14 protein-coding genes are annotated in these 13,245 nt (G+C 46.5%); 9 read left to right on the forward strand and 5 right to left on the reverse strand.

What is annotated here, in order from left to right:
- Window positions 1–44: 44 nt before the first annotated feature.
- Window positions 45–542 carry a phosphoribosyltransferase family protein gene (locus tag K1Y79_RS09715; RefSeq protein WP_220249825.1) on the reverse strand — a complete coding sequence of 166 codons (498 nt, stop codon included), beginning with the start codon at window positions 540–542 and terminating at the stop codon, window positions 45–47.
- Between the two features lie 120 nt (window positions 543–662).
- Between K1Y79_RS09715 and K1Y79_RS09720 the strand changes: the two genes are divergently transcribed.
- From K1Y79_RS09720 to K1Y79_RS09740, 5 genes are all read left to right on the forward strand, one after another.
- On the forward strand, window positions 663–1,985 hold the full coding sequence (locus tag K1Y79_RS09720) for a (Fe-S)-binding protein (protein WP_220249826.1): 1,323 nt from the start codon (window positions 663–665) through the stop codon (window positions 1,983–1,985).
- 27 nt (window positions 1,986–2,012) lie between these two features.
- The gene (locus K1Y79_RS09725) at window positions 2,013–2,792 is read left to right on the forward strand and encodes a (Fe-S)-binding protein (RefSeq protein ID WP_220249827.1); all 780 of its coding nucleotides are present in this window, start codon (window positions 2,013–2,015) and stop codon (window positions 2,790–2,792) included.
- A 65-nt stretch (window positions 2,793–2,857) separates the two neighbouring features.
- On the forward strand, window positions 2,858–3,286 hold the full coding sequence (locus tag K1Y79_RS09730; RefSeq protein WP_220249828.1) for a 4-fold beta flower protein: 429 nt from the start codon (window positions 2,858–2,860) through the stop codon (window positions 3,284–3,286).
- A 94-nt stretch (window positions 3,287–3,380) separates the two neighbouring features.
- Window positions 3,381–3,998 carry an FMN-binding negative transcriptional regulator gene (locus K1Y79_RS09735; protein WP_220249829.1) on the forward strand — a complete coding sequence of 206 codons (618 nt, stop codon included), beginning with the start codon at window positions 3,381–3,383 and terminating at the stop codon, window positions 3,996–3,998.
- A gap of 50 nt (window positions 3,999–4,048) precedes the next feature.
- The gene (locus K1Y79_RS09740; RefSeq protein ID WP_220249830.1) at window positions 4,049–4,555 is read left to right on the forward strand and encodes a hypothetical protein; all 507 of its coding nucleotides are present in this window, start codon (window positions 4,049–4,051) and stop codon (window positions 4,553–4,555) included.
- 71 nt (window positions 4,556–4,626) lie between these two features.
- Here the strand turns inward: K1Y79_RS09740 and K1Y79_RS09745 are convergent, their stop codons facing one another.
- On the reverse strand, window positions 4,627–5,826 hold the full coding sequence (locus K1Y79_RS09745) for a C45 family peptidase (RefSeq protein ID WP_220249831.1): 1,200 nt from the start codon (window positions 5,824–5,826) through the stop codon (window positions 4,627–4,629).
- 277 nt (window positions 5,827–6,103) lie between these two features.
- On the opposite strand from K1Y79_RS09745, the gene K1Y79_RS09750 reads away from it, so the two are divergent.
- The 4 genes from K1Y79_RS09750 to K1Y79_RS09765 are packed head-to-tail and all read left to right on the forward strand — an operon-like array spanning window position 6,104 to window position 9,949.
- Window positions 6,104–7,672 (forward strand): glycoside hydrolase family 28 protein, encoded by a 1,569-nt coding sequence (locus tag K1Y79_RS09750; protein WP_220249832.1) that lies wholly within the window; start codon window positions 6,104–6,106, stop codon window positions 7,670–7,672.
- A 53-nt stretch (window positions 7,673–7,725) separates the two neighbouring features.
- Window positions 7,726–8,406, forward strand: a complete 681-nt coding sequence (locus K1Y79_RS09755) for an aspartyl/asparaginyl beta-hydroxylase domain-containing protein (RefSeq protein ID WP_220249833.1) — start codon at window positions 7,726–7,728, stop codon at window positions 8,404–8,406.
- On the forward strand, window positions 8,406–9,356 hold the full coding sequence (locus K1Y79_RS09760; protein ID WP_220249834.1) for a hypothetical protein: 951 nt from the start codon (window positions 8,406–8,408) through the stop codon (window positions 9,354–9,356). Before K1Y79_RS09755 ends, K1Y79_RS09760 begins: the two co-directional genes overlap by 1 nt.
- 5 nt (window positions 9,357–9,361) lie before the next feature.
- A complete protein-coding gene (locus K1Y79_RS09765) occupies window positions 9,362–9,949 on the forward strand; it encodes an adenylyl-sulfate kinase (protein ID WP_220249835.1) in 588 nt (195 codons plus the stop codon).
- On the opposite strand, the gene K1Y79_RS09770 is transcribed toward K1Y79_RS09765, so the two are convergent.
- The 3 genes from K1Y79_RS09770 to K1Y79_RS09780 form a co-directional block, all read right to left on the reverse strand.
- The gene (locus K1Y79_RS09770) at window positions 9,870–10,817 is read right to left on the reverse strand and encodes a hypothetical protein (protein ID WP_220249836.1); all 948 of its coding nucleotides are present in this window, start codon (window positions 10,815–10,817) and stop codon (window positions 9,870–9,872) included. The genes K1Y79_RS09765 and K1Y79_RS09770 overlap by 80 nt on opposite strands.
- Window positions 10,818–11,170: 353 nt before the next feature.
- The gene (locus tag K1Y79_RS09775; protein ID WP_220249837.1) at window positions 11,171–12,052 is read right to left on the reverse strand and encodes an AraC family transcriptional regulator; all 882 of its coding nucleotides are present in this window, start codon (window positions 12,050–12,052) and stop codon (window positions 11,171–11,173) included.
- Window positions 12,053–12,183: 131 nt separating this feature from the next.
- Entirely contained in the window at window positions 12,184–12,681 is a 498-nt protein-coding gene (locus K1Y79_RS09780) for a lysozyme (RefSeq protein WP_220249838.1), read from the reverse strand.
- Window positions 12,682–13,245 lie beyond the last annotated feature (564 nt).

Consider the following 13,245-nt stretch of genomic DNA (forward strand, 5'->3'; position numbering starts at 1 on the left):
AGGAAGTACCGGGACTTTTTATTTGTGCGTAGTTGACAATCAGGTTAAACGAGATAGGCAGATTTGATCTCCTGTTCTTCCATTTCCACCATTACCATGTCTTCCAGTGTGGTAGACAAGGAATAGCCAACAAAATCAACGGATAATGGGAAAGATTTATGCTTACGGTCTACCAGCACAGCCGTCTGTATTTTCCTGGGCAGGAACTGCAGGAAAGGTTTCAGGGCATATAACATGGTACGGCCTGAGTTAGCCACATCATCAATGAGTATAATTACTTTCCCGTTAAAATCAATATCTTCAGAAAGCTGAACCCCTTCAGGACGCTGTTTATTCAGATCCAGCCGCAGTAAACGGATCTGCAGAGGAGAGATCTCCTGCAGGATCTTTGCGATCTTTTCGGCCATTATCAACCCTCTGTCCCATATGCCGGCAATGATAATTTCCTGTTCATCACTGTTATTTTCATAGATCTCGTAGGCAATACGTTTGATCTTCTTCTCTATCACATCCTGGGTGAGAATCACTTTCTTAGTTTCCATGTTGGTCATTTAAACAAAAGTAAAATTAGGAAAAAGAGTCCATAGTCAACATCGCATAGTCGCTGGCGGATCATCTATTTTTCCTTACATTGCTATAAATTAGGAAGTCAAATCTGACGTATGCATATAATTCAGGAGCTTTTATTTGTCATTGCCTTCGGCATTGCTGTATATCTCTTTTACAGAAAGGCCCGGCAGATCAGGCAGAACATACTGCTGGGCAGGGATGTACAATTAAACGACAACCCCGCTGCCCGCTGGAAGAATCTATTGTTACTCGCATTCGGACAGAAGAAAATGTTTCGTAACCCATTAGTAGCTGTCCTCCACTTTTTCGTATATGCGGGTTTTGTGATCATCAACGTAGAGATACTGGAGATTATCCTGGATGGCATCCTGGGTAAACACAGGCTCTTTGCCCCCCTGCTTGGCGGATTGTACCCGGTACTGATCGGCTGCTTTGAAGTATTGGCGGCGCTGGTAATCGTGGGTTGTGCCATCTTTCTGGCCCGCAGAAACATTGTAAGGGTAAAAAGACTAAATCAGCGGGAGCTGGACGGATGGCCCCGTTCTGATGCCAACTACATCCTGATTACCGAGATAGTCCTGATGCTGCTATTCCTGACCATGAATGCTGCCGATCAGGCATTACAGCTACGTGGGCATGAACATTATATCAACACCGGCGCTTTCTGGATAAGCGGTGGCTTTGTACCGCTGTTCAGCGGACTGTCAGATAGTGCGCTCATCGCCATAGAACGCGGATGCTGGTGGTTACATATTCTGGGTATCCTGGCATTCCTGAACTACCTCCCCTACTCCAAACACCTGCATATTATACTGGCATTTCCCAATGCCTGGTATGCGGATCTGCGCCCGAAAGGCAAAGTGGAAAATATGCCGGCGGTACAGAAAGAAGTGCAGCTCATGTTACAACCGGAACTGGCAGGTACAGAGGCCGCCCCTGGAGACATACCAAAGTTCGGAGCCAAAGACGTACCTGACCTCACCTGGAAGAATCTGCTGGATGCATACGCCTGTACAGAATGCGGTCGTTGCACTGCTGCCTGCCCGGCTAACATCACCGGTAAAAAACTATCTCCACGTAAGATCATGATGGATACCCGCGACCGCGCTGAAGAGATCGGGTTACAGATTGCAAAGACTGGTGCCTTTGCGGAAGATGGTAAAACTTTACTACGGGATTACATCACTGAAGAAGAGCTCCGCGCCTGCACTTCCTGCAATGCGTGTGTACAGGAATGCCCCGTGAGCATCAACCCGCTGCATATCATTCTGCAACTGCGTCGCCACCTGGTAATGGAAGAATCCAGTGCCCCACAGGAGTGGAACATGATGTTCAGCAACATTGAAAATAACATGGCCCCCTGGAAGATGAGTCCTGACGACAGGGACAAATGGGCCACTGAAATGAATGGATAATAGCGTTTAACTGATAACTGATATAACATGCAAATAAAAACGATGGCCGATTACGCCGCCAGCGGCGAGACACCTGAAATACTCTTTTGGGTGGGATGTGCCGGCAGTTTTGATCAACGTGCACAGAAGATCACCAAAGCCTTTGCTACCATCCTTGACAAAGTAGGCATTCGCTTCGCCATACTGGGCAAGGAAGAAAGCTGCACCGGCGACCCCGCCCGCAGAGCAGGGAATGAGTTTATCTTCCAGATGATGGCCCAGAACAATATTGCAGTGCTGAATGGTTATGAAGTTAAAAAGATTGTTACGGCATGTCCGCATTGCTTCAACACCCTGCGTAATGAATACCCTGAACTAGGCGGCCATTATGAAGTGATACACCACGCCACCTATCTGCAACAACTGATCGATGAAGGCAAGATCCGTATGCAGGGCGGAGGAACCTTCAAAGGCCGCAAGATCACCTACCATGATTCCTGCTACCTCGGAAGAGCCAATGATATCTACGAAGCGCCCCGTAAAGTGCTGGAGGCACTCGACGCAGAACTGGTTGAAATGAAACGCTGCCGGAGCAATGGCCTCTGCTGTGGAGCCGGCGGTGCACAGATGTTCAAGGAAGAAGAAAAAGGCACTACCCGTATCAATTTTGAAAGAGGAAAAGAAGCCGTGGCAACCGGCGCAAGCGTCATTGCTGCCAATTGCCCGTTCTGTATGACCATGCTGACGGATGGTGTAAAAGAACAAGGTAAAGAAGACAGTGTACAGGTACTTGATATTGCCGAGATGATCGTGCAACAGATGGCCTGATTACCATATCGATACTCATCCCCTGAAATAAAGTGTTTCAGGGGATTTTTTATTATATTATATCTATGAAACAAGTGCTATACACCCTGGCATTCCTGCTTTCCGGCCATATCATTCATGCGCAGGATATAGCTTTATTCAACAAAGACGGTAAAGCCATCGCCTATATCGCTACAGATGATGAGGAAATGCCGGTGTTTCTATATAACGGTAAGCCCGTAGCCTACATTACCAAAGACAATGTATATGGATACAATGGTAAACATCTGGGCTGGTATGACAAAGGCGTGATTAGAACACATGAGGGTAAGATCATCGCTACTACCAAAGATGCCAGCAGCCAGTATACCCAATACGAACCATATAAAAACTATAAACAATCCAAGCCTTATAAATCATATCAGCATACCGCGCCTTACAAGGTGTATGCACAATCTGGGTGGACAGCCGAAGGATTTGAAGCGTTTCTGCTCAAAGGACAAAAAGAACGATAACAGAAGAAGCTGCCTGGACCAGCTGTTTATATCGAAACTGGATGAGCTGAACAGGCTATATTATCTCAATCTTCACAATTAAATTCAGCCAACAATGTATATACCTGCAGTTAACAGAATGGAGGACCGGGAAGAAATCATCTCCTTCATGCAGCAGTTCAGCTTTGGAACAATCGTTAACAGTGCCGGCAACATCCCGGTGGCAACACACCTGCCCTTCCACATATCTCACCGGGATGACCAGGTCTTGCTGACCGGACATTTTGCCAGGGCCAACGATCAGTGGCAACTACTGGAACAGACCCGTACGCTGGTTATCTTCAGTGAGCCGCACGCTTACATCTCTCCCACCAATTATGAAAAGCAGCTGGAAGTGCCGACCTGGAACTATATTTCTGTACATGCCTACGGACAGGCAAAGATCATCAGTGACCCTGAAGCTGTAACAGCGCTACTGGAAAGTGCCATCAATGACTATGAAGCCGCCTACATGCACCAGTGGGCAACTCTCCCTGAGAGCTTCAAAATGAAGCTGTTACACGGAATTGTCGCTTTTGAAATAGCTGTAGATGACCTGCAGGCCAAAAAGAAACTAAGCCAGAACAAGACTACCGGCGAGCAACGACGCATCATAGACAGTCTTTCGCACAGCGGAGATACCAACGCTGTCCTGACCGCCAGATATATGGAGCAGGGGCTGAAGCAGGAGTAAGTCTGACGATGGTCAGCCGGAGGAAGGCATTTTTTTGGTAATTTTGCAGTATGAAACAGGAAATTAATCAATTACTACCGGCGGACTTTCACCCGTCTTCCCGGGTCTGGATATATCAGAGTAACCGTCCTTTTAACGGACAGGAATCAGCAGAGATACAGGAGCAACTGGATCAGTTCACTGCACATTGGCAGGCGCACGGCACCCCGGTGAAAGGTTGGGGTAAGCTGCTTTTCAATCAGGTTATTGTATTGATTGCAGACGAGTCTATGACCGCCGTAAGTGGTTGTAGTACAGACAGTTCAGTCCGCATCATTAAAAGTATTGAGCGTCAGTATGAAGTGAATATGTTTGACCGTCTGTTACTCGCCTTCGTTGTGAAAGAGAAAATTCAGCTGCTGCCTATGCAACAGGTACCTTATGCGCTGGAGAAAGGGTTTATTGATGAAAATACCCTGTATCTCAACAATACAGTGCTGACGAAAGGTGAACTGGAAGCTAACTGGCTGCTTCCGTTGAAGGAAAGCTGGCTTGCGAAGAAGTTCTCACTGGCATAAGCTAATATTATGTAATACTATATCTCCCGGATATCTGTAAAGGCATCCGGGAGATTTTTATTTACAGGCGATCAGTTTTGAATGATGCATAATAGTCCCCAATAAGCAAAGAGTAACAATGCAATGAGATAGACAATCGTATTAAATGTAAAGAACCGTTTTGCCCACATAGACACCGCAGTAGTATTTACGACCTGCACATTGCCTACTCCTACCGGGATGATGAGCACCAACAGGGCAAGTGGCGTGTTTGACAGAACATTTATTACTGTCTTACCTTCTACATAATAAGGCGTATCAGAATAAAACACTGACTGCTCCTGAAGCAGTAAGAACAGGTAAGCACCCAGCCCGATATTGAGTGCCGCCATCAGCCATATCATATAGCCTGCCAGCCGGTTTCTGCGACGGAACACATTATAGTATAGCCAGTACACAGTAAACAGTACCAAGACACCGATAATTCCCCAGGTACTGCCCATTAATACCGCTGAGTTAAATGGGGTCTTAAACTCAAGAAAGCGCTGATATTCCTGGTTTTCAGGAAATACTTCCGGCATAGTGATCATATGATTGCCTTTTTGCAGTTCCTTTTCCAGGTAGTATGGCCGGACCACTGTATAGTCATGATAAAAGTAGAGGTAGATTATTTTCCTTTGACAATCGAAGACTGTCGTATAGGTCGTACCATCACCAATACGAGTACGACACTCGTGCATGGCATGCATTACATCTTTACAGAAAGTAAGTGTAGTATCTTGCCGGTTATGCAGAAACTGCCGTCCGCGCTGATACCGTCCTATCGGAACTGCGTTCATATCAGTTACAGTGGAAGGATAAAAGTTGGACATTACATATGTCGGATCATCTCCGCTAATCAAAGTATCTGCCTCCATAATCAGGTACCTGCCGCTACTATCCACAAACATGAATACGCCATTTCGGAAGATACTTCTGTCATAACGGTCTGCCAGCGATTGTACATCGGCTATCGTTCTGCAATGCTGCATAAGCGACTTCAGAAAAGCACCCGGCTCCTTAATCTGTTCTTTGCCTGTTACAGCCTGCAACGCCCTGGCGGGTACAGTAAAACCATCGTAGGTAAGTCCGGCTTCATTGAAGCCTCCCTGCGGAAAACCATTGTCATGTCCTACATAAGCAGCACCATAGGTTCCGTTGCCGGCGGGCTCAAACCATAGTCTTGAATTAACACGCCAGGCATCTTCATTATTACCAGTCATTGTCTTTCCATACAGCGTCATTTTAAACATGCTGCAGGAATTGGCAGAAAAGGGGAACACAAATAGTATTAAGGTAAGGAGGATAGATAATGGTCTGGGCATTTTTTGTATGTGTTGATGAATAACGGTGATTTTCCATATTTATTGTGCATGCAAAACCAGGGATGTTTTAAACACATCTCAGCTACCAATAATGAACAACAGGAACAACATCAATTACAGCTTAATGCACTGACTAAAACGCCTCTCCTCCATACAAGTGTCAAATAAACAATAATAATTCCCTATCTTACCCCAAATTCCGGTTATGAAAAAGCTACTGACAGTTTCCCTGCTATGCTTCAGCCTGTCCGCCATGGCACAGCTGACTGCACATATTCCCACTATAGACGAAGTAGGCGCCGGCAGACTACCTGCCGACATCGCTCCTGTCAAAGCTCCCTTTCCTATACCGGCATTTAAAAAACCTGTGTTCCCTAAATATAACATCACTATTAAAGGCAAGGGAACTACACAAACAAAAGAAATACAACAGGCTATTGATGCCGTCAGCAAACGCGGTGGTGGAACGGTTATTATCCCCGCTGGTAACTGGCACTCCGGCCGTATCAGTCTGAAATCTAATGTCAACCTGCACCTGCAGGAAAATGCTATACTTAACTTCGGTGGCGAGATCAGTAACTACCTGCCTGTTGTCTTTACCCGCACTGAAGGCGTGGAAGTCATGTCGCTCGGCGCATGTATCTATGCAAACGGTCAACAGAATATTGCATTAACCGGCAAAGGAAAACTGGTGGGTCCACCGGCTGATTGTCCGGTACGGAAACAAGTGATGCGACAAGACGTGATCGAAAATGTAGTCGCCGCCAATAAACCTGTAGCCCAGCGTATATATGACGGCCATAACGGCGGCCCAGTTTATCTACCCATGTTCATTTCTGCGGTTAACTGCAAAAACGTTTACCTGGAAGGACTACAACTGGAAAATACCCCTTTCTGGAATATCGTACCTATCTATTGCGACAACGTCATTATACGCGGTATAACTGTCAATTCCGTAGGCATTCCCAGTGGCGACGGCATCGATATCGAATCAAGCAGGAATGTGCTCATCGAATACTGCACGCTAAATTGCGGCGATGACTGTTTTACAATGAAAGCAGGAAGAGGTGAAGACGGCCTGCGTATTGGAAAACCCACCGAGAATGTCGTTATACGGTTTTGCCTGGCCAGGCAGGGGCACGGCGCGATCACCGTGGGTAGCGAAACCGCTGCAATGATCAGAAACCTCTATGTACACGACGTAGTGTTTGATGATACGGAAGTCGGACTACGATTCAAAACCAGACGTCCCAGGGGCGGCGGCGGTGAGAACCTCTACTATGAACGTATCCGTATGCGACTGCGATTAGAAGCTTTCAGATGGGACATGCTTGGGGCGAGGATGTATGTTGGCGCGCTGGCTGACAGGCTGCCAGCACTGCCTGTTAATAAACTAACTCCTGCTTACCGGCACATCTATGCGAAAGATATCCTCGTTGATAGCGCCCGTGCACTGGTACGGATAGACGGGATTCCGGAATCACCCATGACCGGCTTCCACCTCGAAAATGTGGAAGCGCATTGTAGTAAACTGATACAGAGTGCAGATGCCGACAGCATCCACATCGCCAATGTACGGATTTACACGGCTGATTCCCTGCTGACGCTCACCGATACCAGGAATATCACCTTCGACAAAGTACAGATTATCAACCCGGCCAATAAAATCATTACCAATATCTCCGGCGACCTGACAGACAATATCCAGTTTCAAAACTCTCTTCCTGCAAAACCGGAAGGTTGGACGAACACAACCTGGCGTAGGAATCAATAGCTATATGCGGATTCGATTTAAACGCCTATCTTAGCCTTATCTTAACGTTTCCAATGAATTACATAAGGTTCTCCCATACCTATGATCATCAGCAGCTCTGCAGCGAACTGGAAAATATTCTCCAGCACGACTGGCCACTGCATTTCAATACACGCGACTTTGCCGGCGAGTGGAGAAGCATCTCCCTCCGTTCTGCCAGCGGGCACAGTCAGGATATCCTGGCACATCCGGATGCACAATATAAAGACACGCCAGTACTGGATATGATGCCATACGCTAAACAGATCATGGATAGCTGGCAATGCGAAAAAGAATCGGTAAGATTACTCTCATTATCCCCCGGCAGCGAAATCAAACCTCACAAAGACCAGGGCTGCGGATACCCGAATGGTATCTTCAGAATCCATATACCTATTATCACCAATCCGGAAGTATTCTTTACCCTGGAAAATGAACGGCTGCAACTGCTGGCCGGTGAATGCTGGTATATGGACTTCAGCTGTACTCATAGCATTGTCAACAAAGGATACACTGCCAGGGTACACCTGATTATGGATTGTATCCGCAACGAATGGAGCGATCAGCTGTTTGCTAGTCATGGATACAATATTCATCAGCAAAAAACTGCCGCCACCCTCGACGCTGCCACACGTGCTGCCATGATCGTAGAACTGGAGAAAATGGATACCGATACTGCCAGACAGCTCATTGCCACCCTAAAAGCAGAAAACTAATGCAGCAGTCCCTGATCGCTAACTGGATACCATATAAGCTGATACATACACAGGAACAATGGCTGGTACGATGGCTGGACCTCGGTCATTACCGCATGGACCATCCCTTCTTTGACGAAACAATCCAGCTATGCCGCTACCGGCAAAAAGAACGGTCGCCAAAAGAAAGCGTCTCTACTGCAGACTTCCTCACTGAAGCCTGCAAAGACCTGTCCGGCTTACAGCCTTCCGCTTTTGTGTTTCATGTCTCCCGCTGCGGATCCACCCTCGTCTCCCAGGCATTTTCAACTACGACAGATAATATCGTGGTCGCTGAAGCACCACTGCTGGATGAGATATTACGCAGTCCGGAAAAACAGCCGGACATCCCTCCCGCATCCCGGGAAAGCTGGTTCCGTGCCGCTATCTCATTGATGGGACAACAACGCGATGCCAATGAAAATGCCTATATCATCAAACTGGATAGCTGGCATATTCACTTCTATGAGGTACTGCGTAAGTGGTATCCCGAAACGCCCTTTTTCTTCCTCTCCCGCCGGCCAGACGAGGTAATTGCCTCTCATGATAAACGAAGAGGCTTACAGGCAATACCGGGCATGATCTCTCCTGCCCTGCTCAGAATTACAGATATTTCGCATTTCGGGAGTGATTTCAGCCGGTATACTGCGGCAGTACTAAAGGAGTATTATCTGCAATTGCAGGCGATCCAGGGGCTTCAGAATCCGCTTAACAGCTTTTTCGACTATGCAGATGGCACTATGGAAATGATGATGGCATTCAGTGCCCATAGCCGCATCCCTGTAAAAGATGCAGAACAGCTTAGTAACCGGTTGAAATTCCACAGTAAATATACTAGTGATGTATTCAAACCGGATACGGCTGCGGATACCAGCTATTTTTATGAAGATTGTCATGCTGCCTATGAACAATTCAGGGCACAGGCTAAATAACTACGATGGGACACATTATTCAGTTCACCGGCCTCTCAGGCGCAGGTAAAACTACCTTGTCTACAGCGCTCCTGGAATGGGGTGCCGCTAACAATATCTCTATTAAACTGGTAGACGGCGACGTATACCGGCAAACACTCTGCAAAGATCTGGGCTTCAGCAAAGCGGACAGACTGGAAAACGTTGCACGGCTGGGGGCCTATGCAGCCAGCATTGCTACCAGCTACGACTTTGTAATTATCGCAGCCATCAATCCCTACGAAGAAGGCAGGAGGCAACTGAAAGAGCAATACAACGCCCCTCTGATATGGATACAATGCGATCTGGAAACGCTAATCAGCAGAGATACAAAAGGCCTGTATAGGAGAGCGCTACTTCCGGACGGGCATCCGGAGAAGATCCACAACCTCACCGGACTGAATGACACATTTGACACACCAGCCAGTCCGGATCTGATTATAGATACTACCAGGACAGATACCCGGCAGGCACTTGCCAGCGCCGTAGCATTTCTTAATCAACTGTCACGCCAGCAGGCCCCTGCAGCTGATATCCCTTCCCCCACTTATACACATAACGGCGGGCAAGGGTAAATGTTCCTTTCTTGTTGGTGCTGACATAGGGCTTTACTTCTTCCGGCAAACTTTCAATATCTGTTGACCGGTACTGCCCTTTCATTGTAACAATAATATCCCGGAAGAAACGCTTATCACTCTGCGGTGCATTGTAAGTACAACTCCACGAAGACATCCCTTCTTCTTCCTCCACCTCCGTGCGTGATGCATCATGTACGGTTAATACCTCCTTATAAGCCCCACCGGTACCGGCAATCAGATATAATACACCGGTAAATGGCCCTCCCGCAGGACCGTTGACCACATCCAGCATAAACGCATACTGATCATGCCCGATCACAACAGGCTTTGGCGTCGGACATTTAGAGAAGGCCCCGTACGCACCAATTGCCGGCTGGAAGAATTTCATCGTCCACAAACTCCCCGTCAGGGAAAACTTGGCAATACCCAGTGTTCCACCGGTAAAACGGGACGTTTGCAAACCATCAGGATCGTAGGCTGAGTGATTAAAGGTGAGCATCTTATACTGAGTCCCGGCCGAGTCCTTATAGCTGATCACGTTCAGCAGCCGCGTAGCTACCCCTTCCGCGTATGGGAACTGATAGGATTCTTCTTCATTCGCATCACGAAAGGAACGGGGTTTACAGGATGTACAATCCCAGTTAATCAACTCATTTTTATAGTTACCCTCCGACAGATTATAATACTTTCCGGGAAAGAGCTTCAATAAGGCTTTCTGTCCGTCAAATGGGTCAGCAATTTCGACAATGCGTGCAGGAGATAACATCGTGTCGCTGATATTCTTTTTCAGGAGGTCTCCTGCCTGTGCGAAGCAGTTAGTAACAACACTGATACAGCACAGTAATCCAATAAATAAATGTTTCATAGCTAATACAACCAGCCAAAGTTACATGTTTTGACAGCAATCTCTTCTCCCTGAAAACTGTGATTTACCTGTTGCCTGCACATGGCTGGCAGTAGACTGCCCGGGTACATGCACCGGTCTCAACTGATGGTTAAGGACATTTCCTGAAAAAAATAGGCTGATTATGCGCGTTGTATGCTTTTTTCAGTAAATTGGATATACAACTTATCGAAGTATTTATTAGCAGACAATTCCACAGATATGCATTCCACAACAGCTCATGAAAGCGTTCAGCGCCGGAGATTGGCGCTCAAAATCTGGATAGAAGCGGTATTTATTGCCATAATGTTCGCTGCAGCAGCAGTACTGATCAATTAATGATTGATCCTTAGTTTCCTCCTAAATTCTTCCGGTGTTTGCCCCGTATATTTCTTATAGAACTTTGTAAAATAGGAGTTATCCGCAAAGCCGAGGCGGTAGGCTATCTCCGTGACAGTAGCATCCACATTGACCAGCATCCGCTTGGCTTCCAGTATGATTCTGTTACGGATCAGTTCTCCTGCAGACAAACCCAGGGTATTATTACATAGTGCGTTCAGGTGATTAGGCGTAATGAAAAGTAGTTCCGCATAATCTTTGGGTAACTTCAACGTACTGAAATTCTTTTCTATCAGTTTCTGGAAATTCTTCAGCAGAATGTAATTGTAATTATTGGGCTGTACCGGCGACTTCTCAAAACTAATCCTCCCCACACGGATAAACAACTGCAACATCAGGACCTGTATCATATCCACTGACATCCGGGGATGCTGCTCACTTTCCTCCAGTAACTCCTCAAATATCCTGGTCACTGGAGCTTGCAGACTTTCAGGCAGATCTACCACCGATTCGTCTACTTCCCCGTTAAAAAAAGGGAACTGCTCCAGATAGTCAGGTTTCTGTAGCAGGGAATGAAGAAATTCGACGGAAAAGTTGATAATATAGCCATCCACATCCCCCTCAAATTGCCAGCTGTGTACCTGACCAGGTATCATGAAATAAATCTGGTACGGCCTGACGGTAAAGCTCTTGAAGTCAATAGTATGTGTGCCGCCCCCCTGAGTAAACAGGGTCACATGGTAAAAACTATGCTTATGCGCATGCACCAGGTTCTCGTGTATGCGCAGATATGGAGCAAACCTGCTGACCTGAAATTCATCATCCTTATAACCGGTAAGTGTGCTTACATCATATACCGGAAACGCCTTTTTCACCATGCTGCTTAGCTTATGATACCTGGAAATAAATTAGCCTGCCACTGATTACAGCGGCAGGCTAATTTAATCATTTCATACCGAACCTCATTACCGGCTATGCAGCTCGCACAACTGGCTTAGGGTCCTGCAGACTATTTATAATCAAAAAATTCTACTTCCCCACTCATATACAGATAGGCTTCGGCTTTACGTCTACGCGTCAGACCATCCAGCACTTTACCGCCTGACATATTCCATTTCAGAAATTCTACTACCACAGACGGATCTTTCGGATCAGCCTTTACCACCTTCAGCAGCGTACTGTCACCCAGTCCTTCTGCTATACCGTTCTTATTCATGTCACTACCGACATTGTATGCAAAACATACCAGGGCATCAAACTGTTGCTGCTTCAGTTTAATACCCGCTGTCAGCTTGTTTACATCAGCCACAAAGCCCTTTTTAATATTGGCAAATAAGGTATCTGCCCGCTGCTGGGTAATCACATCTCCTTTTTTAACCGCTTTCCCGTCTTCATATACTGTATTTCCCCAACCGATTGTCCAAATGCCTTTGCTATCCTGGTATGCCGCCAGCCGGCATTTCTCGAAATGTTTAATGAGCTTTTCCCCTTTTTCGCCTAATTCCATAGTTTGAGATTAATTATTATAAATGTGAGCGCTTAAAGATATAATAATTCCACTATTTATCAATAAACAGAAAGTCAACGATTATATACATTATGTATTAAAAACATCTACTGATATTAGCAATAACCGGCCAGTAATATCTTGTCCTTTTCCAAGCCAGAAAACCGGCAGTATGCATCGGTCGCTCCTTCATTTAGTTGATGCAGCATATGATTGATAAACAGGAAGAATCAGGCCGTTGTTGTGATGACGCAGAGGTTCGGCCTTCATTTGCTGAAAGTGAGATGCCCTTCTCCTAGCCAGAAAACCGGCAACATGCATCGGTCGCCCACTCAGTTAGTTGATGCAGCATATGATTGATAAACAGGAAGAACCAGACTGTCGTTGTGATAACGCATGGATTCTGCTATTATTTATTGAAAATGAGATGCATATAAACAAGCCAGAAGACCAGCAGCAAGCACCGGTCGCCCACTCAGTTAGTTGATGCAGCATTAGGTCTCTAAAGGTAATTACCCGGGTTCCAGTAGTGATGAAGTAGTACTCCGCCTATAGACGGGTAGA

This window comes from Chitinophaga rhizophila, assembly GCF_019492185.1.
Lineage (GTDB): Bacteria > Bacteroidota > Bacteroidia > Chitinophagales > Chitinophagaceae > Chitinophaga > Chitinophaga rhizophila.